This is a genomic window from Streptomyces sp. NPDC048650 (assembly GCF_043199095.1).
In the GTDB taxonomy this organism is placed as follows: domain Bacteria; phylum Actinomycetota; class Actinomycetes; order Streptomycetales; family Streptomycetaceae; genus Streptomyces.
The window spans coordinates 407,084-429,213 of record NZ_JBICVM010000003.1; the positions used below are offsets into that span (position 1 = coordinate 407,084).

Annotated in this window: 16 protein-coding genes; 14 read left to right on the top strand and 2 right to left on the bottom strand. The window is 72.0% G+C overall.

Annotated elements, in window-relative coordinates; all coding sequences use genetic code 11:
• Positions 1–2 precede the first annotated feature (2 nt).
• The 3 genes from mreD (at position 3) to rodA (ending at position 4,168) form a co-directional block, all read left to right on the top strand.
• Positions 3–698 carry a rod shape-determining protein MreD gene (mreD, locus tag ACGFML_RS11120; RefSeq protein ID WP_393542306.1) on the top strand — a complete coding sequence of 232 codons (696 nt, stop codon included), beginning with the start codon at positions 3–5 and terminating at the stop codon, positions 696–698.
• 120 nt (positions 699–818) lie between these two features.
• On the top strand, positions 819–2,960 hold the full coding sequence (gene mrdA, locus ACGFML_RS11125; protein ID WP_393542308.1) for a penicillin-binding protein 2: 2,142 nt from the start codon (positions 819–821) through the stop codon (positions 2,958–2,960).
• A complete protein-coding gene (gene rodA / locus ACGFML_RS11130; protein ID WP_393542310.1) occupies positions 2,957–4,168 on the top strand; it encodes a rod shape-determining protein RodA in 1,212 nt (403 codons plus the stop codon). The genes mrdA and rodA overlap by 4 nt, the downstream gene beginning before the upstream one ends.
• A 14-nt stretch (positions 4,169–4,182) precedes the next feature.
• Here rodA and ACGFML_RS11135 read toward each other — a convergent pair whose 3' ends face one another.
• Entirely contained in the window at positions 4,183–4,617 is a 435-nt protein-coding gene (locus tag ACGFML_RS11135; protein ID WP_393542312.1) for an ATP-binding protein, read from the bottom strand.
• 166 nt (positions 4,618–4,783) lie between these two features.
• Here ACGFML_RS11135 and ACGFML_RS11140 point away from each other — a divergent pair, with 166 nt between their 5' ends.
• The 9 genes from ACGFML_RS11140 to obgE all read left to right on the top strand — a co-directional run bounded on the left by ACGFML_RS11140 (position 4,784) and on the right by obgE (position 17,527).
• Positions 4,784–6,367: a CHAD domain-containing protein gene (locus tag ACGFML_RS11140; protein WP_393542313.1), complete on the top strand. Its 1,584-nt coding sequence runs from the start codon at positions 4,784–4,786 to the stop codon at positions 6,365–6,367.
• Between the two features lie 96 nt (positions 6,368–6,463).
• On the top strand, positions 6,464–8,389 hold the full coding sequence (locus tag ACGFML_RS11145; protein ID WP_393542315.1) for a TIGR03960 family B12-binding radical SAM protein: 1,926 nt from the start codon (positions 6,464–6,466) through the stop codon (positions 8,387–8,389).
• Positions 8,390–8,467: 78 nt separating this feature from the next.
• Positions 8,468–9,016 carry a GNAT family N-acetyltransferase gene (locus tag ACGFML_RS11150; protein ID WP_393542317.1) on the top strand — a complete coding sequence of 183 codons (549 nt, stop codon included), beginning with the start codon at positions 8,468–8,470 and terminating at the stop codon, positions 9,014–9,016.
• Positions 9,017–9,042: 26 nt separating this feature from the next.
• A complete protein-coding gene (locus tag ACGFML_RS11155; RefSeq protein ID WP_393542318.1) occupies positions 9,043–10,224 on the top strand; it encodes a hypothetical protein in 1,182 nt (393 codons plus the stop codon).
• Between the two features lie 160 nt (positions 10,225–10,384).
• Positions 10,385–11,185, top strand: a complete 801-nt coding sequence (locus ACGFML_RS11160; protein WP_393542320.1) for a TIGR03936 family radical SAM-associated protein — start codon at positions 10,385–10,387, stop codon at positions 11,183–11,185.
• A 219-nt stretch (positions 11,186–11,404) separates the two neighbouring features.
• Positions 11,405–15,115 (top strand): Rne/Rng family ribonuclease, encoded by a 3,711-nt coding sequence (locus ACGFML_RS11165; RefSeq protein WP_393542322.1) that lies wholly within the window; start codon positions 11,405–11,407, stop codon positions 15,113–15,115.
• A 225-nt stretch (positions 15,116–15,340) separates the two neighbouring features.
• Positions 15,341–15,661 (top strand): 50S ribosomal protein L21, encoded by a 321-nt coding sequence (gene rplU / locus ACGFML_RS11170; RefSeq protein WP_393542324.1) that lies wholly within the window; start codon positions 15,341–15,343, stop codon positions 15,659–15,661.
• Between the two features lie 14 nt (positions 15,662–15,675).
• The gene (gene rpmA, locus ACGFML_RS11175; protein ID WP_018088248.1) at positions 15,676–15,933 is read left to right on the top strand and encodes a 50S ribosomal protein L27; all 258 of its coding nucleotides are present in this window, start codon (positions 15,676–15,678) and stop codon (positions 15,931–15,933) included.
• Between the two features lie 157 nt (positions 15,934–16,090).
• Positions 16,091–17,527: a GTPase ObgE gene (gene obgE, locus ACGFML_RS11180; protein ID WP_393542326.1), complete on the top strand. Its 1,437-nt coding sequence runs from the start codon at positions 16,091–16,093 to the stop codon at positions 17,525–17,527.
• Between the two features lie 108 nt (positions 17,528–17,635).
• On the opposite strand, the gene ACGFML_RS11185 is transcribed toward obgE, so the two are convergent.
• Positions 17,636–19,732 (bottom strand): hypothetical protein, encoded by a 2,097-nt coding sequence (locus ACGFML_RS11185; protein ID WP_393542327.1) that lies wholly within the window; start codon positions 19,730–19,732, stop codon positions 17,636–17,638.
• A 474-nt stretch (positions 19,733–20,206) separates the two neighbouring features.
• Between ACGFML_RS11185 and proB the strand changes: the two genes are divergently transcribed.
• Together proB and ACGFML_RS11195 are read left to right on the top strand one after the other, a co-directional pair.
• The gene (gene proB, locus ACGFML_RS11190) at positions 20,207–21,304 is read left to right on the top strand and encodes a glutamate 5-kinase (RefSeq protein ID WP_393542733.1); all 1,098 of its coding nucleotides are present in this window, start codon (positions 20,207–20,209) and stop codon (positions 21,302–21,304) included.
• A gap of 248 nt (positions 21,305–21,552) precedes the next feature.
• Positions 21,553–22,047, top strand: a complete 495-nt coding sequence (locus tag ACGFML_RS11195) for a hypothetical protein (RefSeq protein WP_393542329.1) — start codon at positions 21,553–21,555, stop codon at positions 22,045–22,047.
• Positions 22,048–22,130: the final 83 nt, after the last annotated feature.

The following is a 22,130-nucleotide window of genomic DNA, read 5'->3' on the forward strand; positions in this document are numbered from 1 at the left end:
CGATGCACCTCAACCGGATCCTGCTCGCCACCCCTCTGGTGGTCGTCGCCCTGGTCGTCCAGGTCAGTGTCCTGGCCCGGCTCCAACTGCCCGGTGCCGTGCCGGACCTGCTGCTCCTGGTCGTGCTCGGCCTCGCGCTGGTCTACGGTCACGTCGGCGGCTGCCTGGTGGGCTTCGGCGCGGGACTGCTCGCCGACCTCGCCCCGCCCTCCGACCACGCCATCGGCCGGTACGCGCTGGTGCTCTGCGTCATCGGCTACGTCGCCGGCCTGACCAGGCCCGACTCCGGCCAGCACCGCTCGGCCACCATCCCGCTGATGGTCGTCATCGGCGCCGCCATCGGCTCGACGCTCATGTACGCGGGCGTCGGCGCGCTGGTCGGCGACACCGCCGCCCGGCACGTCGGCCTGGTGGGGCTGCTGCTCAGCGCCACCCTCTACGACCTGCTGCTCGCGCCGTTCATCGTGCCCCTGGTGATGGCCGTCGCCCGCCGGATGGAGAACGACCCGCTGGCCGCGGACGGCTCCGGCGGCTCGGGCGGCCGGGAGCCCGCCTACGGCTGGCTGAGTACCGGCAGCGGCTTCCGCTCCACCCGCGGCGGCCTGAAGAAGAGCGGCCGGATCGGCGGCCAGCGCGGCGGGCTGCTCGGCAGGCCGACCCGCGACAAGGCCCGTCTCAAGGGGGTCAAGCGGCTGTGAGCTGCGGACTCGGCTCACCGGCCGCGGGGACGCGGCCGGCCATCGGACAGACAGTGGGGGCGCTGTGAGCAACCCCCTCCCGCCGCCCGGCCACCACCCCTCGAGGAGGCGCTTCGCGCCATGAGCAACATCCCTGAGACGGGGCGGACCTCCCGGGTCACGGTCCGCCTCATCGCGATCCAGATCCTGGTCTTCTCCCTGCTGCTCACCCTCGGTGGCCGGCTGTGGTACCTGCAGATCCGCAACGGCCAGGAGTACGCCAACGAGGCCAAGTCCAACCACGTCCAGCAGGTCGTCGAGCCCGCCACCCGCGGCTCCATCCTCGACGCGCGCGGTGTGCCGCTGGCCGACAACCAGACCCGTCTGGTCGTCTCCGCCAGCCGCACCGAACTGCTGAAGATGAAGGACGACGGCAAGGGCGTCCTCGGCCGGCTCTCCAAGGTGCTGGGCATGTCCGAGCAGGAGATCCGGAACAAGGTCCGGCTCTGCGACGCCAAGACCCCGCAGCCGTGCTGGAACGGCTCCCCGTACCAGCCGATCCCGATCACCGACGAGGCCACCACCCAGCAGGCGCTCCAGATCCGCGAGCGCAGCGAGGACTTCCCCGGTATCAGCGCCGAGCCCACCGCAGTACGTCGCTACGCCGCTCCCGGCAACGCCAACACGGCCCAGGTCCTCGGCTATCTCTCCCCGGTCACCGACGCCGAGATCAACAAGGCCAAGGACAGCCGTTCGCCGCTGCTGCGCTCCGACCAGATCGGCCGGTCGGGGATGGAGCGGACGTACGACAGCGATCTGCGCGGCAAGGCCGGCGTCACCCGCTACGAGGTCGACAACCTCGGCCGGGTCATCGGCAAGGCGAAGAGCGACCCGCAGGTCCCCGGCGCCAATGTGATCACCAGCATCGACGCCCGCGTCCAGGCCCTCACCGAGCGAGAGCTCGACCAGGCGATGAAGGACGCGCGCAAGGAGCACGACAAGATCACCGGCACCAACTACAAGGCGGACTCGGGCGCCGCGGTCGTCATGGAGGCCAAGACCGGCCGGGTGGTGGCGATGGCGTCCAACCCCGCCTACGACCCCAACGCCTGGGTCGGCGGTATCTCCGGCAGGGACTACGCCCACCTCACCGGCAAGAAGTCCAACTACCCGCTGCTCAACCGCGCCATCCAGGGCCAGGCGGCCCCCGGCTCCATCTTCAAGGTCATCTCGACCACGGCCGCGGTCAACGCCGGCTACCCGTTCGACGGGCACTACCCGTGCACCAGCTCCATGAACATCGGCGGCCAGACCTTCAAGAACTTCGAGTCGGAGAACTTCGGGCCGATCAGCCTCGGGCGGGCGTTGGAGGTCTCCTGCGACACCGTCTTCTACGGCCTTGCCTACAAGCAGTGGCAGAAGGACGGCGGCAACAAGCCCAAGGATCCCGCGGACTGGTTCTACCGGACCGCCCACCAGTTCGGCCTCGGCAAGGAGACCGGCATCGACCTCCCCAACGAGGTCAGCGGCCGGGTTCCGGACCGCCAGTGGAAGAAGGACTACTGGAAGGCCAACAAGGACGGCTGGTGCGCGCAGGGCAAGCACGCGGACGACTATGTCTCCAAGATCGCCAGGGAGAACTGCGAGTCCGGCATGAAGATGCGCGCCGGTGACTCCGTCAACTACTCCATCGGCCAGGGCGACACCCTCGTCACCCCGATCCAGATGGCCACCATCTACGGCGCCCTCGCCAACGGCGGCACGCTCTACAACCCGACCGTCGGCAAGGCCGTCGTCAGCCCCGACGGCAAGCACGTCCGCCAGATCAAGCCGCAGTCGCACGGCAAGCTGCCCGACAGCCCCCAGACGATCAAGCAGATCGACGGCGCGCTGGCCGGTGTGGCCACCCGCGGTACCGCCGCCTGGCGGTTCGGCGGTTGGCCCCAGGACAAGATCCCGATGCACGCCAAGACCGGTACCGCCGAGGTCTACGGCAAGCAGACGACGTCCTGGTTCGCCACGTACACCAAGGACTACACGGTCGTCATGACGATCTCCCAGGGTGGTACGGGCTCCGGCGCGTCCGGTCCGGCCGTCCGCAAGATCTACAACGCCCTCTACGGCGTCAACGACAAGGGCGACATCGACAAGAAGGCGGCACTGCTCCCGCGGCCGGAGCCCAGGCTGCCCACGATCGAGGACGACGGCACGATCCAGGCCCAGGCCATCAAGCCGTACGTCCCGCCGAAGCCGTCCTCGTCCGCATCGGGGAGCCCTCAGTGACGACCAGTCCTACGTCCCGGACGTTCTCCATCCGCCGCTACACCCCCGAACTCGGCACCTGGGGAAAGATCACCGCGCGCGATTCGGTGGTCCGCAAGCTCGACTGGGTGCTGCTGCTGGCCTGCGTGGCGCTGTCCATGATGGGCGCGGTGCTGGTCTTCTCGGCCACCCGTAACCGCACCGAGCTCAACCACGGCGACGAGTACTTCTTCCTGCTGCACCACCTCCTCAACACCGGCATCGGGCTCGCGCTGGCCGCCGCCACGATCTGGCTCGGCCACCGCACCCTGCGCGGCGCGATCCCGGTCCTGTACGGGCTGTCGGTCATCCTGGCGCTGCTCGTCCTGACGCCGCTGGGCGCCACCATCAACGGCTCCCGCTCCTGGCTCGCGATCCCCGGCGGCTTCTCCCTCCAGCCCGCCGAGTTCGCGAAGATCACCATCACGCTCGGCATGGCGATGATCCTCGCGGCCCGCGTCGACGCCGGGGACCGCCCGCATCCCGACCACCGCACCGTCGTTCAGGCCCTGGGCCTGGCGGGCGTGCCGGTGGCGGTCATCCTGCTGATGCCGGACCTCGGCTCGGTCATGGTCCTGGGCGCCATCATTCTGGGCGTACTGCTCTCCTCCGGCGCCTCCAACCGCTGGATCCTCGGCCTGCTGGGCACCGGCGTCGTCGGCTGCCTCTCCATCTGGCAGCTCGGCCTGCTCGACGACTACCAGATCGCCCGCTTCGCGGCCTTCGCCAACCCGAGCCTCGACCCGGCCGGCGTGGGCTACAACACCAACCAGGCGCGCATCGCCATCGGCGGCGGCGGGCTGACCGGCTCCGGCCTCTTCCACGGCAGCCAGACCACCGGGCAGTTCGTCCCCGAGCAGCAGACGGACTTCATCTTCACCGTCGCCGGCGAGGAACTCGGCTTCCTGGGCGCGGGCCTGATCATCCTCCTGCTGGGCGTCGTCCTGTGGCGCGCCTGCCGGATCGCCCGCGAGACCACCGAGCTCTACGGCACCATCGTCGCCGCCGGCCTCATCGCCTGGTTCTCCTTCCAGGCCTTCGAGAACATCGGCATGACGCTCGGCATCATGCCCGTCACCGGGCTGCCGCTGCCCTTCGTCTCCTACGGCGGCACCTCGATGTTCGCTGTATGGATCGCCATAGGGCTGCTGCAGTCGATCCGGGTGCAGCGGCCGGTGTCGGCGGGATGAGACGGGGCCCGGGTCTACCGATCCGGGCCCCCGCCCGCGTGCAGCTCGAACCACAGCGACCCCGACCGGGGCGGCCCCTCGCACGGCGTGGTGCCCCAGTGGCCGGCGAGATGGGTGAACAGCGACAGCCGGTGATCGGACTCCGTCGCCGGGGCGGGCGCCGAGTCGTGGACGCTGATGTGCACGCCGCGCGGGGTGGTCAGCACCCGCATCAGGATGTCCTCCGTCGGCGGGGTGCGCAGATGGGATCGGGTGACCGCCTCCGAGGTCAGCAGCACCGCGGTGTCGAGCAGGGCCCGCAGCGGGGTGCCGCGGAGTACGGCGCGGACGAAGTCCCGGGCGACCTTCGGGGCGGCGGGGCCGCTCGGCGTGGTCAGCAGGCAGGGACGCCCGCCGTCCGGGACGCGGCCGGGCGTCCCGACGAGGACGGGAACGGTATGGCGGTGCACGGGTGTCTCCCTCTCCGAGGGTCGGGTGAATACCTGGCGCCACCCTGAGTGGAGGCCCGGTGACACAACGTAATTCACCATCCGGTCCGCGCGCCAGTGTTCCCCGCGCCGCGAACGCGCTGCCGGACGGGTGGTCTCCCGCGGAACGGATGACTAGATTCGACGCATGGCGGACACCGTGCGCGAGATCGAGCGGAAGTACGAGGCCACCGACGACACACCACTGCCGGACCTGACCCTGGGGGGCCGGGTCGCGGCCGTGGTGGAGCAGGGCGTCACCGCCCTGGACGCCACCTATTACGACACCGCCGACCTCAGACTCGCCGCGGCCGGCATCACCCTGCGCAGGCGGACCGGCGGCGAGGACGCGGGCTGGCACCTCAAGCTGCCCGTCGCGCCGGACGTCCGCGACGAGGTGCGGGCGCCGCTGTCCGACGAACTGCCGCAGGAGCTGGCGGCGCTCGTACGGTCGCGGACGCCCGGCCGGGAGCTGCTCCCCGTCGTGCGGCTGCGGACGCGGCGCACGGTACATCTCCTGAAGGGCGCCGACGGCGCCCCGCTCGCCGAGCTCGCGGTCGACGCGGTGCGCGCCCGGCCCGCCGACCGGCCCGGCTCCGAGGCCCGCTGGCACGAGATCGAGGTGGAGCTGACCGCACAGGACGCCGACCCGACCCTTCTGGACGAGATCGGCGAGGCGCTGGAGGCCGCCGGGATCCGGCCCGCCGCCTCCAGGTCGAAGCTCGCGCGGGCGCTGGCCGAGACGGGACAGGAGCCGCGCCCCGGTGCTCCGGGGGAGCGGCCCGGCGCGCCGGGCAAGCGGTCCGGCGGGAAGCCGCCCACCGCCGGGGACGTCGTGCTGCGGTACGTCCGCGAGCAGGTGCGGGTGATCGTCGAACTGGACCCGGCCGTACGCCGCGACCTGCCCGACGCCGTGCACCGGATGCGGGTCGCCACCCGGCGCCTGCGCAGTGCGTTCCGCTCGTACACCAAGGTCCTGGACCGCTCCGTCACCCGCCCCGCCGGTGTCGAGCTGAAATGGCTGGCCGCGGAGCTGGGAGTCGACCGGGACCGCGAGGTGCTGACCGCGCGGTTGCGGGACGCCCTGGCCGGGCTGCCCCGGACGCTGCGGCTCGGCCCGGTCTCCGCGCGCCTGCGCCTCTGGTCGCAGCGCCGGCGTCTGAACTCCCGGCGGGAGGTGCTCGCCGTACTGGACAGCGAGCGCTATCTGGAGCTGCTGCGGACCCTGGAGGCGCTGCTCGCCGCGCCGCCGCTGCGCAAGGCCGCCGCGCGGCCCGCGCCGCAGGTGCTCGCGAAGGCCGTACGCAAGGACCATGCGCGGCTGGCCGCACGCGTCGAGGTGGCGCTGCGGACCCCGCGGGGAACGGCCCGGGACGAGGCGCTGCACAGTGCCCGCAAGGCCGCCAAGCGCGCGCGGTACGCGGCGGAGGCGGCCCGCCCGGTGCTCGGCGGACCTGCGAAGAAGTTCGCCAAGCACACGAAGCGGGTCCAGCAGGTGCTCGGCGACCACCAGGACAGCGTGGTGGCCCGCGCCGCGCTCCGCGAGCTGGCGACCCAGGCCCACCGGGCCGGCGAGGGCGGGTTCACCTTCGGGCTGCTCCACGGGCGCGAGGAGGCCCTGGCGGCGGAGCGTGAGCGGGAGCTGCCCGGCGTCTGGGCGAAGCTCGTGCGGTCCGCGCCGGCCGTCGGGACGAAGGCCGTCGGGAAGAAGGCCGTCGGGAAGAAGGCATAGCCGCGACGGCGGGCCGTACGCTGGGCGTCCCGGGGGCGACGCCGAGCGGGTTACGCTTGTGAGTCGCCCCTTGTCAGCTCACGAAAGTTCGTCGAGATGCCTGCCGAATCGGTCTTCCCACAGCTAGAGGCCCTGCTCCCGCATGTGCAGAAGCCCATCCAGTATGTCGGCGGTGAGCTGAACTCCACCGTCAAGGACTGGGACGCCTGCGATGTCCGCTGGTCGCTCATGTACCCGGACGCCTACGAGGTCGGGCTCCCCAACCAGGGCGTCATGATCCTCTACGAGGTCCTCAACGAGCAGGAGGGCGTCCTCGCCGAGCGCACGTACAGCGTGTGGCCGGACCTCGAGGCGCTGATGCGCGAGCACGACGTCCCGCAGTTCACGGTGGACGCGCACCGCCCCGTCTCCGCCTTCGACGTGCTCGGCGTCTCCTTTTCCACGGAGCTGGGCTACACCAACATGCTCACCGCCCTGGACCTGTCCGGCATTCCGCTGGAGGCCAAGGACCGCACCGAGGACCACCCGCTGATCCTCGCGGGCGGCCACGCGGCCTTCAACCCCGAGCCGATCGCGGACTTCCTGGACTGCGCGGTGGTCGGTGACGGCGAGCAGGCCGTACTGGAGATCACCGGGATCATCCGGGCGTGGAAGGCCGAGGGCCGCCCGGGCGGCCGCGACGAGCTGCTGCTGCGCCTCGCGAAGACCGGCAGCGTCTACGTTCCGAAGTTCTACGACGTCGAGTATCTGGCCGACGGCCGGATCTCCCGTGTCGTACCGAACCGCTCCGGCGTCCCGTGGCGGGTCTCCAAGCACACCGTCATGGACCTCGACGAGTGGCCCTACCCCAAGCAGCCGCTCGTCCCCTTGGCCGAGACCGTGCACGAGCGGATGTCGGTCGAGATCTTCCGTGGCTGCACCCGCGGCTGCCGTTTCTGCCAGGCCGGCATGATCACGCGTCCCGTGCGGGAGCGAAGCATCACCGGCATCGGCGACATGGTGGAGAAGGGGCTCAAGGCCACGGGATTCGAGGAGGTCGGCCTGTTGTCGCTGTCCTCCGCGGACCACACCGAGATCGGCGATGTCGCGAAGGGCCTCGCCGACCGGTACGAGGAAGACAAGATCGGCCTGTCGCTGCCGTCGACCCGCGTCGACGCCTTCAACATCGATCTCGCCAACGAGCTGACGCGCAACGGCCGTCGCTCGGGTCTGACCTTCGCCCCGGAGGGCGGCTCGGAGCGCATCCGCAAGGTCATCAACAAGATGGTCTCCGAAGAGGACCTGATCCGGACGGTCTCCACCGCCTACGGCAACGGCTGGCGGCAGGTGAAGCTCTACTTCATGTGCGGTCTGCCCACCGAGACCGACGAGGACGTCCTGCAGATCGGCGATATGGCGGTCAACGTCATCGCCGAGGGCCGCAAGGTCTCCGGACAGAACGACATCCGCTGCACGGTCTCCATCGGCGGCTTCGTCCCCAAGCCGCACACCCCGTTCCAGTGGGCACCGCAGCTCTCCGCCGAGGAGACCGACGCCCGGCTGACGAAGCTGCGGGACAAGATCCGCGGCGACAAGAAGTACGGCCGCTCCATCGGCTTCCGCTACCACGACGGCAAGCCCGGCATCGTCGAAGGACTGCTCTCCCGCGGCGACCGCCGCATCGGCTCGGTCATCCGCGCCGTCTACGAGGGCGGCGGCCGCTTCGACGGCTGGCGCGAGCACTTCAGCTACGACCGCTGGATGAAGGCCGCCGAGGAGACCCTGCCCGCCTTCGGTGTCGACGTCGCCTGGTACACCACCCGTGAGCGCACATACGAAGAGGTGCTGCCCTGGGACCACCTGGACTCCGGTCTCGACAAGGACTGGCTCTGGGAGGACTGGCAGGACGCCCTCGACGAGACCGAGGTCGAGGACTGCCGCTGGACCCCGTGCTTCGACTGCGGTGTCTGCCCGCAGCTGGACCTCGACATCCAGATCGGCCCCACGGGCAAGAAGCTGCTGCCGCTGAGCGTCGTCAAGTAGGCACACCCGCAAGCCCCTTCGGCCCGGCCCCGCACCGCGCGGTGGCCGGGCCGCGGCGTGCTCGCACACAATGAGCCGATGTCACCGACGCTGATCGTCCCCACCCTCGCCGTCCACGCCTCCTTCCTCGCCGCGATGGACGAGTTCCGGGCCGACGGCACGGCGGACGTCCCGTACTCCGGCCTCGCGCGGGAGCTGCGGACCTGGGGGACGCGGTGGCGGTCGGCCGAGGGGTTCGCGGCGTATGTGGACGTGGTCGCCGGCGTCGCCTCCGAGGAGCGCCCCGACGGCGTCGTCCCGAAGAGCACCCGCTGGTGGGCCGACGGCGACACCTACCTGGGGCGCATCACCTTCCGCCACCGGCTCACCCCCTCCCTCCTCGACCGGAGCGGCCACATCGGCTACGCGGTGCGCCCCGGCGCCCGACGCCGCGGCCATGCCACCGCGATGCTGCGCGCCGCCCTGCCGTTCGCCCACCACGAGCTGGGCATCGACCCGGTGCTGATCACCTGCGACGACACCAACACCGCCTCGCGTAGGGTCATCGAGTCCTGCGGCGGGGTGTTCGAGGACCAGCGGGGCGAGCGGCGGCGGTACTGGATCCGTGCCGATGTGCCCACCGGCTGACGAAGCGAAGGACGAGGGGGAGTCCGATGGAGCCCACGGGGACGGACGGGCGGGTGCCCGCACATCGGGAGCCGGGCGAGGGATGCCTGACCGTGGTGGTGCGGATTCCCGTGCGGATCGTGGTGCTGGTGCTCGTGGTGCCGGTGCGGCTGCTGTGGGATGCGCTGACGGTCTGCGCCAAGGCCGTGGAGCGCACGGCGCTGCGGCCGGTGGGCCGCGCGCTGGCCTGGTCGTGGCGCCGTCTCGTCGTCGCCCCCGCCGGGTGGATCCGGCGGTACCTCGTCGTCGCCCCACTGGCGTGGCTGGTGCGGTATCTGGTGGTGGTGCCCGCGCGGTGGTGGTACGGCTGGGTGCTGGCCCCGGTCGGGCGCGGTTTCGCCTGGTTGGCGCGTGGGGTCGGTGTGGCGCTGGTGTGGCTGGGTATGGCGCTGTTCGTCTGGCCGTGGGTGGCGCTGTGGCGGTATGTGCTCGCGCCCGTCGGACGGGGGATCGGCCTGGCGCTGGCGTGGCTGGTGCGGTATCTGGTGGTGGTGCCCGCGCGGTGGTGGTACGGCTCGGTGCTGGCCCCGGTCGGGCGCGGTTTCGCCTGGTTGGCGCGTGGGGTCGGTGTGGCGCTGGTGTGGCTGGGCAAGGCGCTGTTCGTCTGGCCCTGGGTGGCGCTGTACGCGTATGTGCTCACCCCGCTCGGCCGAGCCGCCGCCCTGCTGGCCCGGGGCGTCGCGGCGGCCGTCGCCGCGCTCGTCCGATGGACCGTCGTCGTTCCGGCCCTCGCACTGTGGCGGTTCGTGCTGCGCCCGGCCGGGCGGGCGCTGGCCGCCGCGGTGACCGTAGTCGGTCGCGAGATCTCCGACGCGCTGGGGCACTGCTGGCGGGCCGCCGGGTTCGTCTCCCGCGCCGTCGGCCGGCTGCTGCGGACGGTGCTGCGGTGGACGTTCGTCGAACCGGCCCGCTGGATGTACCGCACCCTGCTCACCCCGCTCGGGCACGGCATCTGGCGACCGGTCCGCAGCGCCCTGGGCAGTGCCGGGCGGGCCACCCGGGCGGCGCTGAGCGCCGCCCGCCACCACGCGCGCCAGACCCGTCAGGAGATCCGCCGCGCCCTCTTCGGCGCGCCCGGCGAACGGGCACCGGGCCCGGCCGTACCGCCCCGGCGGGAACCAGCGCGTTCCGAGGCACGTACTCTAGGTAAGACGTCCGGGCGCGACTAGTCCCTGTGCATGCGGGGAGGATCCGGACCAGGCGACGCTGGTCAGGCGTCATCCGGAGCGGCCCCCGCGCATGCGGGGCGGTCCGCCGGCAGCGCCCTCACACCAAGGAGAAGTAACACTGGGCAAGCGACAGCCCGAAGGCCCGCCGCCCGCACCGGCGGTGCAGCGCATCCGACTGCGCTACACCAAGCGCGGCCGCCTCCGGTTCACCAGCCACCGCGACTTCCAGCGTGCCTTCGAGCGAGCGCTGCGCCGCGCCAGGGTCCCCATGGCCTATTCGGCGGGTTTCTCCCCGCACCCCAAGGTGTCGTACGCCAACGCCGCCCCGACGGGTACGGGCAGCGAGGCCGAGTATCTGGAGATCCAGCTCACCGAGCGCCGCGATCCGGCCGAGCTCCGCGAACTCCTGGACGCCTCCTTGCCGACGGGGCTCGATGTCATCGACGCCGTCGAGGCACACACCAGCGGACTCGCCGACCGCCTCGAGGCCTCGGTGTGGGAGATCCGGCTCGACGACGTCGCGGCCGAGACGGCCGGTGCGGCCGTCGAGGCGTTCCTCGCCGCGGAGGAAGTGCAGGTCGAGCGGCGCACCAAGAACGGCATGCGCAGCTTCGACGCCCGCGCCGCGGTACTGAGCCTCGAGGCCGCCGACTGTCCGGGCGATAGGCCCGACGGCAAAGCCTGTGCGATACTGCGGCTGGTTGTTCGGCATCTGACACCTGCCGTGCGACCCGACGACGTCCTGTCCGGCCTCCGCGCTGCGGCCGACCTGGCGCCGCCGGTCCCCGCTGCGGTGACCAGGCTGGCGCAGGGGCTGCTCGATGCGGAGTCCGGCGCGGTGACCGACCCGCTGGCGCCCGACCGCGACGCTGCCACGGCCGCCCCACCCATGGCCGCCGGGCAAAGCGCCGCGAAGGCAGCGAGCGGGGTCTCCCCGGAAGCCGGGGAAGGTACTGCGTAGGACCGCCGTCGTCGCGTCGCCGGTCAGCCAGGGAGCCACCCCGGCCCGGCAGGCGCACTGACCAGGAGACTTTCGCCGGCTCCGACCTACGGGCCCGGCGAGCGAGACGACAGCTCCCGTGCGGCGCCCACGCCCCCGGACAGCGGAACCGCGCTCATCACGCGGGCCGCCGCCGGAATCAGGCGCGGCGCCCGGGAGCGTGACGGGAGAACCGCCCGCATGCTCGAACCAACTGAGCCCAACGGATCCACGCAGTCCGCGGACCGTGGCGTTGACGACAACAACTCACCCAGCGACACCCTGCCGCCGCGCCGCAGGCGCCGGGCGGCCTCCCGGCCGGCCGGTCCGCCGGCGGCCGGCGCCGCCGAGGCCGCGGTGGTGAGCACCGAGAGCCCGGCGGCGGCGCAGCCCGCCGTCGACGAATCCGCCGCCTCCGCGGTCACCACCGGGGATGCGGCCAAGCCGGCCCGCACGCGCCGTCGTGCGACCCGTAAGGCCACCGCGCCCGCCGGATCGCCGCAGGCCACCGACGTCGAGCCGGTCGCCGAGGCCACTCCGGTCGCCGAGGCAGCTCCGGCCGTGGCCGAGGCGCCGCAGGCCGAGGAAGAGGCCAAGCCGGCCCGCACGCGCCGTCGTGCGACCCGTAAGGCCACCGCGCCCGCCGGGTCCCCGCAGACCGCCGAAGCCGAGCCGGCCCCGGTTGCCGTACAGGCGTCCGAGCCGGTCGCCGAGGCAGCTCCGGCCGTGGCCGAGGCGCCGCAGGCCGAGGAAGAGGCCAAGCCGGCCCGTACCCGCCGTCGTGCGACCCGTAAGGCCGCCGCGCCCGCCGGGTCCCCGCAGACCGCTGCGGCCGAGGAGATCGTGGCTCCGGCCGCTCCGGCTCCTGCCGCCGCGCCCGTCGAGGAGCCCGTCGAGGAGGCGCCCGCCGAGGACGCCAAGCCGGCTCGTGCCCGCCGCCGCGCCACCCGCAAGGTGACCGCGGCCGAGAGCGCGCCGCAGGAGGCGCCCGCCGCCCCCGTGGCGGAGCCCGAGGCCGCCGAGCCCAAGCGCCGGGGACGGCGCCGTGGCGAGCCGGTCGCCGAGGCACCCCGTACCGAGGAGGAGGCCGCGCCGGAGGCGCCGGCCCGTGGCCGTCGCCGGGCGCAGCGCCCGCCGACCGCCGTGTTCCAGGCCCCGGTCTTCACGGAGCCGATGTTCCAGACCCCGGAGAGCGCGGCTGCCGCGCACGCCGCCGCCCGCCAGGAGGACGCCGCGGCCGAGCCCGAGCCCGAGCCCGAGGAGCAGGCTGCCGCCGTCCCGCGCCGCCGGCGTCGCCGTGGCGCCCCGGCCGAGCCGCAGGCCGTCGCGCCGGTGGAGGAGTCGGAGGCCGAGGAGGCCGACGAGGCCGAGGAGGAGTCCGGGCAGGGCGAGTCCGGGCACGCCGACGAGGAGTCGGGCGAGCGTCCCTCGCGCCGCCGTCGTCGTGGTGGCCGCCGCCGCCGTCGCGGTGAGCTGGCCGACGGAGCCGAGGAGCAGGTCTCCGCCGCCGGGGAGCCGGAGGCCGAGGAGGCCGCCGAGCCCGAGGAGGAGGCCGAGGAGTCGTCGGACGCCGACGACCACTCCGGTGGTGGCTCCAGCAGCAGTCGCCGTCGTCGTCGCCGTCGTCGCCGCACCGGTGACGCCGGTGAGCCCGAGTCCGGCCAGGGCGACGACCCGGAGCGCACCGTCGTCAAGGTCCGTGAGCCCCGGAAGAAGGACGAGGGGACCAGCGCCGACGAGGTGCAGTCGATCAAGGGATCGACGCGTCTGGAGGCCAAGAAGCAGCGCCGTCGCGAGGGCCGCGAGCAGGGCCGCCGCCGGGTGCCGATCATCACCGAGGCGGAGTTCCTGGCGCGCCGCGAGGCGGTCGAGCGGGTGATGGTCGTCCGGCAGAGCGGCGAGCGCACCCAGATCGGTGTGCTGGAGGACAACGTCCTCGTCGAGCACTTCGTCAACAAGGAGCAGGCGACCAGCTACGTCGGCAACGTCTACCTGGGCAAGGTGCAGAACGTCCTGCCGTCCATGGAGGCCGCCTTCGTCGACATCGGCAAGGGCCGCAACGCCGTCCTGTATGCCGGTGAGGTCAACTTCGAGGCCCTGGGCATGTCCAACGGCCCGCGCCGCATCGAGACCGCGCTGAAGTCGGGCCAGTCCGTGCTGGTGCAGGTCACCAAGGACCCGATCGGCCACAAGGGCGCCCGGCTCACCAGTCAGGTCTCGCTCCCCGGCCGCTACCTGGTCTACGTGCCCGAGGGCTCGATGACCGGTATCAGCCGCAAGCTCCCCGACACCGAGCGGGCGCGGCTGAAGCAGATCCTCAAGAAGATCGTTCCCGAGGACGCGGGCGTCATCGTGCGCACCGCCGCCGAGGGCGCGAGCGAGGACGAGCTGGCGCGCGACGTCCAGCGGCTGCAGGCGCAGTGGGAAGAGATCCAGAAGAAGGCCAAGAGCAACAGCTCGAACGCGCCGACCCTGCTCTACGGCGAGCCGGACATGACCGTCCGGGTCGTCCGCGACATCTTCAACGAGGACTTCTCCAAGGTCATCGTCAGCGGTGACGAGGCGTGGGAGACCATCCACGGCTATGTCGCGCACGTCGCCCCGGACCTCACCGACCGGCTGCAGAAGTGGACTTCGGACGTCGACGTCTTCGCGACGTACCGCATCGACGAGCAGCTGATGAAGGCCCTGGACCGCAAGGTCTGGCTGCCCAGCGGCGGTTCGCTGGTGATCGACAAGACCGAAGCCATGGTCGTGATCGACGTCAACACCGGGAAGTTCACCGGCCAGGGCGGCAACCTCGAGGAGACCGTCACCAGGAACAACCTGGAGGCGGCCGAGGAGATCGTGCGCCAGCTGCGGCTGCGCGACCTCGGCGGCATCGTCGTCATCGACTTCATCGACATGGTGCTGGAGTCCAACCGGGACCTGGTGCTGCGGCGGATGCTGGAGTGCCTGGGCCGGGACCGGACGAAGCACCAGGTGGCCGAGGTCACCTCGCTGGGTCTGGTCCAGATGACCCGCAAGCGGGTCGGCCAGGGCCTGCTGGAGTCGTTCTCGGAGCCGTGCGTGCACTGCAACGGCCGCGGCGTCATCGTGCACATGGACCAGCCGACGTCGGCCGGCGGTGGCGGCAAGCGCAAGAAGAAGGGCAAGGGCGCCCAGCCCGAGCCGCACGTCCACGAGGCCGAGGCGGTGGAGTCGACCCAGGACGACGCCGCGCCCGAGCTGGAGCCCGCCCCGGTGTCCGAGGCCGAGCTGCAGCCCGCGGTGGCCGAGGCGGACGAGTGGTTCAGCAGCCCGGCGGAGGCCGAGGCAGCCGTCGGACGCAGCCGTGGTCGCCGCCGCGTGAGCCGGAAGGTCTCCGCTCCGGCGGGCGCCCCCAAGGCCGCGGAGGAGGCCGCCGCGATCGTGGTGCCGGTCGAGCCGGTGGCGGAGGCCGCCGCCGGGCCGGCGCCCGTCGTGGAGCCGGTCGCGGAGGCGCCCGTGGCGGCGCCCGTGCCGCCGCGCGCACGTCGCCGGGCGACCCGTAGGGCGAGCGCTCCGGCAGGTTCGCCCGAGGCCGCCGGTGAGGCCGCCGCGATCGTGGTGCCGGTCGAGCCGGTGGCGGAGCCCGCCGCCGAGGCCGTCGCCGAGCAGGTCACGGAGCCGGCCGAGGCCGGGGACGAGGCGGCGACCGGCAAGAAGACGGCGAAGAAGGCGGCGGCGAAGAAGACCGCGGCCAAGAAGACGACCGCGAAGAAGACCACGGCCAAGAAGACGGCGGCCAAGAAGACCACGACCGCCAAGAAGGCCACGGCCACGAAGAAGACCACCGCGAAGAAGGCCACGACGAAGAAGGCGGCGGCCAAGAAGACCGCTGCCGCCGAGCAGGCCTCGGCCGCGTCGGTGTCGGCTTCCACGGAGGACTGAGCGGCACACCGTGCCCCGGGCCGTCAGCGGCCCGGGGCCGGTTTGACCCCCTGGTCGAGGCCCCGTAACCTTGACCGTCGGTGTCTGTGTGACACCAAACCCCTGAGCAAACACCTCTCGGTTCGCCGAGGGAGGCCGCTCGTCCACTCGGATTCCACGGGCCGTCCCGAGCCCGTGTGAGCGGCTGGCATCAGAGGATCCGTCCCTAGCGAAAGAGAGTTCCGCGTGTACGCGATCGTGCGCACCGGCGGGCGCCAGCAGAAGGTTGCTGTCGGCGACGTCATCGAGGTAGACCGCATTTCCACCAGCAAGGTCGGCGACACCGTCGAGCTCTCCACGCTGCTGGTCGTCGACGGCGACGCGGTCACCAGCGACCCGTGGGTCCTGGCGGGCGTGAAGGTCCAGACCGAGGTCGTCGACCACCACAAGGGCGACAAGATCCGGATCCAGAAGTACAAGAACAAGACCGGTTACAAGAAGCGGATCGGCCACCGCCAGCTCCACACGGCGCTGAAGATCACCGGCATCGACGCTCCGGCGAAGTAAGGGACTGAGGAGACATGGCACATAAGAAGGGCGCATCGTCCACTCGGAACGGTCGCGATTCCAATGCTCAGCGGCTCGGCGTGAAGCGCTTCGGCGGTCAGGCCGTCCTCGCCGGTGAGATCCTGGTCCGCCAGCGCGGCACCCACTTCCACCCGGGCACGGGCGTCGGCCGCGGCGGCGACGACACCCTGTTCGCCCTTGCTGCCGGTGCGGTGCAGTTCGGCACCCACCGCGGCCGCAAGGTCGTGAACATCGTTCCGGTCGCCGAGTAATTCGGCCGGACCGAGCGATAGCTCAGCATCAGCATCACTCAGGGGCGGACCGCCTTTTCCCGCGAGAGCGGGAAGGCCGGTCCGCCCTTGCGTGTTAGTACAGAGACATGCGCGCAGTACAGCGACATACCCGTAGTTACCTGGAGGAACCCCCACCATGACCACCTTCGTGGACCGCGTCGAGCTGCACGTCGCCGCGGGTAACGGAGGCCACGGCGTGGCCTCCGTGATGCGGGAGAAGTTCAAGCCGCTGGGCGGCCCGGACGGCGGCAACGGCGGCCGTGGCGGTGACGTGATCCTGGTCGTCGACCAGGACGTCACCACGCTTCTCGAATACCACCACCACCCGCACCGCAAGGCCACCAACGGCCAGCCGGGCGCGGGCGACAACCGCTCCGGCAAGCACGGCGAGGACCTGGTCCTGCCGGTCCCCGACGGCACCGTCGTCCTGGACCGCGCGGGCAATGTGCTCGCCGACCTCGTCGGCCAGGGCACCACCTTCGTCGCCGGCCAGGGCGGCCGCGGCGGTCTCGGCAACGCCGCGCTGGCCTCCGCCCGCCGCAAGGCCCCCGGCTTCGCGCTGCTCGGCGTGCCCGGCGAGGCCCGCGACATCGTGCTGGAGCTCAAGACCGTCGCGGACGTCGCGCTGGTCGGCTACCCGAGCGCCGGCAAGTCCTCGTTGATCTCGGTGCTCTCCGCCGCCAAGCCCAAGATCGCCGACTACCCCTTCACCACCCTGGTGCCCAACCTCGGTGTGGTGACGGCCGGTTCGACGGTCTACACGATCGCGGACGTCCCCGGTCTGATCCCCGGCGCGAGCCAGGGCAAGGGGCTGGGCCTGGAGTTCCTACGGCACGTCGAGCGCTGCGAGGTGCTCGTCCACGTCCTGGACACCGCGACCCTGGAGGCCGACCGCGACCCGCTCTCCGACCTCGACACCATCGAGGAGGAGCTCGAGCAGTACGGCGGCCTGGAGAACCGACCCCGGATGGTCGTCCTCAACAAGATCGACGTCCCGGACGGCAAGGACCTCGCCGACATCATCCGCCCCGACCTCGAAGAGCGCGGCTACCACGTCTTCGAGGTCTCCGCGGTGGCCCACATGGGCCTGAAGGAGCTGTCCTTCGCGCTCGCCGACGTCGTCTCCAAGGCGCGCGCGGCCAAGCCCGTACAGGAGTCCACCCGTATCGTCATCCGGCCCAAGGCCGTGGACGACACCGGCTTCACGGTCACGGAAGAGGGCGAGAACTTCTACCGGGTGCGCGGTGAGAAGCCCGAGCGCTGGGTCCGGCAGACCGACTTCAACAACGACGAGGCCGTCGGCTACCTCGCCGACCGCCTCAACCGCCTCGGTGTCGAGGACGCGCTGCGCAAGACCGGCGCGCACGCGGGCGACGGCATCGCCATCGGCCCCGAGGACAACGCCGTCGTCTTCGACTGGGAGCCCATGATGGCGGCCGGCGCGGAGATGCTGGGCCGGCGTGGCGAGGACCACCGCATGGAAGCGCCCCGGCCGGCCGCGCAGCGCCGCAGGGACCGGGACGAGGCGCGGGACGAGGCCGACCAGGAGTACGACGGCTTCCGGCCGTTCTGACGGTCCGCGCGGCTGCACAGCAAGGGGAAGGCCCCGGGAGGATCTCCTCCCGGGGCCTTCCCCGTTGTCGTGAAGCCGCTGAGCGGGCCGTGGCGGCCCCGCTGCCGGCTAGACGGCGGCCGGTGCGTCCGGGGCGTCGCTGGGCTCGTGCCCGGCCGTCCCGGCGGCCTCCACGTCGTTCTGCGAGCGCTGCCCGGGAATGCCCGCCAGCCGGCTCTCCATCCGTACGCGCCGCTCGTCCGCCTTCGCGGACAGCGCCAGCGCGGCCTCGTTGAAGCGGACCGCGGACGGCGGGTCGGACGGGCCGAGCAGGTGCTCCTTGAGCTCGGCGCGCTCGGCGGCCAGGGTGTCCCGCTCCGGCGTGCGAACGGCCGCCAGGAGTTCGGCCAGGCCGTCCGCCTCGGGGGTGAGGATGGTCGCCGCGCGGACCGTCGGGAAGTTGGCCCGGAAGTCGCCCTCCTCCATCCCGGAGGTGTTGGCGACCGCGTACGGCTTCTCGCTGGTCAGGTAGTCGGAGACGACGCTGGAGACGTCGCTGATCAGCACGTCGGCCTGGTTGAAGCAGCCGAAGATGCCCGGCTTCGCGGTGGTGATGATCAGGTGCTGCCAGTCCGGGAAGGAGTTCCAGTACGCCTCCTCCCAGGCGTCCACGGCGGCCGACACGGCGGCCGCGCGGCCCTCCGGCGGGGTGCCCTGGAGCCGCATCCGCTCCAGCTCGTCCGCGCTCTTGCGGAAGCCGGAGGTGGTGAGCGCCTTGAGCTCCTCGGCACGACGGGCCAGCTCGGCGGCGGCCTCCGGGCCGGGCTGCGCACCGCTGCGTCGGGTGTTGGCCTCGGTGATCATCGCCTGGATACGGGCGTTGGCGGCCTTCGCCCGCAGGTCCACGGAGCCGGTCATCGGGTGCGGCTTGTACAGCAGGCGGACGTTCTCGTCGGCGAGCAGCTCCCGGACGATGTTCTCGCCCGCCAGGATCACCGAGGTGTTGCCCGGGTTGCCGTCCCAGCCCTCCCAGGTCGGGGCGTACAGCACGGTGGTGAGGCGGTCCGCCGGGGCGCCGTCCTGCCGCTGGACCGGCCGGATCGGGGACAGCTGCGGGCGGCCGACCTCGACGACGTCCTTGTCCTCGACGCCGATGTCGGCGAGCTGGTAGCGGTCACGTGCCGCCGAGCCCGCCACCCAGACCTCGTCGTACGCCTTCGCGTAGGGGTTGCAGGAGGACAGCTTGTCGCTCTCACCGTGGTTGATGAAGGCGTGCTTGATGGAGGGGATGCGCAGGATCTGCGAGGTCTTGCCGGAGTTCGCCGGGTGCAGCAGGACCTTGAGCGCGGAGTGCTCCAGACGCATCAGGTTGGCGACCTTGGGGAGGCAGACGATCGGGATGTCCGTGGCCTCGATCTTCTGCACCATGAAGCGCTCGCGCAGCACGATGATCGGCTTGCCGTCCAGGTCGGCGAGGGTGCTCAGCCACATGTTGGCCTGATAGGCGGAGGAGGCGCCGCCGGAGAAGTACATGCCGACCGTGGGCTCGTACTCGGCGAGCCAGTTGTCCAGCCACTCCAGGGCGCGCTTCTCGCCGATCACCCGCTTCTTGGGCAGCAGCCAGGTGCCCAGGTAGAGGGTGCCGCCGGCGGAGAGGACCAGGGAGAGCGCCAGGCCGATGCCGCCCCAGGTGGCGTCCGTGGTGATCGAGGTCAGCATCATGCCCGCCGTGGTGGGCACCGAGAAGCGCAGCAGCCGCCGGCCGGTCTGGCGGGAGAGGATGCGCGGCGGGGCATCGGAGAGCCGCAGCGTGCTCGCGTCGATGTTCCGCGTCACGAACGGCAGACTGCGGGTCCGTCGCACCAGCACCGCGACCGCCTGGCACACGAAGTGGGTGCCGTAGAAGAGCAGCAGGGTGATGGTGAGCGGCGCCTGCTCCTCGAGCGGGTTGATGCCGTCGATGTGCAACAGGCCGACCAGTATCAGCATGTCGCGCAGCAGCTGGCGGACCGTGACGTCGAAGCGGATCCGGCCGAGCACGGAGAGCAGGCCGGGCTGCTTGTGCTGGAGGATCAGGTCGAGTCCCAGGTTGACCACGGATGCGGCGATGAACAGCGGGATGACGGGCAGCAGCGCACCGACGAGCTGAGCGGTGAACGCGAGCATCATCGCGAAGAGGGCCGCGAGCTGTACGGCTCGGCGGGGGGCGATTCCGGCGGAAGGCACGGGGGAGGGCTCCTGGCAGCAATAAAGGTCAGGGGGAGGCCGAGGGGGGCGGCCGGGTCCCGCGCTGCGACGCCGCCTGAGCGGCGAAACGGGACCGGTGGACACCCGACCGTATGACCTTGTTGGCCTTGGTGACAATCTGCTGTGGCTCTCATCACCGCGAAAGCGGACCAATCGAACGCAACCCTTCGGCCGCACCGTCCGTCTTACGATTTTCCAGAGAAGTGCGGTACCCCACAGATGCAGTAGTGCAGTACCCCACAGATACAGGGGACGGGGCGCGGGCATCGGCACGGCGAACGCCGGTGTCCATACGGGCGTCCGCCAGACGATATCCCGGCGCACCGGCAGGCCGGCCTGCCGTAGATTGCGCCCGTAGGAACCGTACGGCGGACCGGCACGGGCCGTCCGGCGGCGGCACCGGCGAGCACAGGGGTTGGACAGGTGGCAGGCGCAGCAGGCGCAAGGCAGGACGTGGCGGACGCCCGCCGGATCGTGGTCAAGGTCGGTTCGTCCTCCTTGACGACGGCTGCCGGAGGACTGGACGCGGACCGCGTGGACGCGCTGGTGGACGTGCTGGCCAAGCACCAGGACAAGGAGATCGTGCTGGTCTCCTCCGGCGCCATCGCCGCCGGGCTCGCCCCCCTGGGGCTGGAGCGCCGCCCCCGTGACCTGGCCCGGCAGCAGGCCGCCGCGAGCGTCGGCCAGGGTCTGCTGGTCGCCCGCTACACCGCGTCCTTCGCGCGCTACGGCCGCCGGGTCGGCCAGGTCCTGCTGACATCCGACGACACCAGCCGCCGTGCCCACTACCGCAACGCGTACCGCACCCTCGACCAGCTGCTGGCCATGGGCGCCGTACCGATCGTGAACGAGAACGACACCGTCGCCACCGACGAGATCCGTTTCGGCGACAACGACCGGCTGGCCGCGCTCGTCGCCCACCTGGTCCGCGCCGACCTGCTGATCCTGCTCTCCGACGTCGACGGCCTCTACGACGGCGACCCCGCCACCCCCGGCACGTCCCGGATAGCCGAGATCACCGGCCCCCAGGACCTGGCGGGCGTCTCGATCGGGAGCGCGGGCAAGGCCGGCGTCGGCACCGGCGGCATGGTCACCAAGGTCGAGGCGGCCCGGATCGCGGCCGCGGCGGGCGTCCCCGTCGTCCTGACCTCCGCCGTGCACGCCGCGGACGCGCTGGCCGGCGGCCCCACCGGCACCCACTTCCTGCGCACCGGCCGGCGCTCCGCCGACCGGCTGCTGTGGCTGGCGCACGCCTCCACGCCGCGGGGTGCGCTCGTCCTGGACGACGGTGCGGTGCGAGCCGTCGTCGACCGTCACTCCTCGCTGCTGCCCGCCGGTATCGCCTCCGTCGAGGGTGAGTTCTCCGCCGGGGACCCGGTGGAGCTGCGGGACGGCGGAGGGTGCGCGGTGGCCCGCGGGCTCGTCAATTTCGATGCTCGGGAAATCCCACGTTTGATGGGTCGTTCGACCCGGGATCTCGCCCGTGAGCTGGGCCCCGCCTATGAGCGTGAGGTCGTGCACCGCGACGATCTGGTGCTGCTCCACCACTGAGAACGTGCCGCTGCCCCGACCGCCGTCACGCTGGGCGAACAGACCGGCTGCGGGGTGTGAAGTCCGGCCTTTCCGCGGGGACCTTCGGGAAAACGGCCCCGCGAGGGCCCGCGGGCTGGTCAACTTTGTTGCGGGGGCGCCGTCGGGGAGCGGCGCCCGCAGCGCGCGAGCGCACACGTCGAAGTACGACCGCACCGATCGGCTCCGCGCCCCCGGGACGGACCGATTCGCATCACAGGAGGCCGCCGGTGAGACGAGGGCGCCCAGGGGCTCCGCCCCGAGGGACGGCGGAGCGCACACTGACCAGCGTCCGGGCCGGTGAGGACGCCGGCCGCCCGGACGACGAGCGCAGGGAGCGGAACGGCACGGCGGTGCCGGCGCCGCAGGGCGAGCGCCGGGAGGTGTCCCGGCTGTGGCACATCACCCTGAGCGTCTCGGGCGCCGAGGCTCCGCTGAAGGAGGTCCGGCGGGCGCTCGAACAGCTCGCCCACGACCATCCCTTCCTGCTGACCAGCCGTTACGCCAACGACCATGCCGAGATCCGGTACTGGGAGGAGGCGCGGGATCTGCACGACGCCGCGGCGGTCGCGCTGCGGCTGTGGGGCGAGCACCGCTCCACGGCCAAGCTGCCGCCGTGGGAGATCGTCGGCCTGGAAGTCATCGACCGGGAGACCTACCACCAGCGGATCGCGGAGGGCTACGGCCCGCCGCCGGCGTCGCCGGTCGGCGTCCACCCGTACTGACCGGCCCCGGGTCTCTTCGGTGGGCGTCGTCCACAGGCCCGGACCGCCGGTGTGACCCGTGTCCCGCACTGTGAAATCCGGCA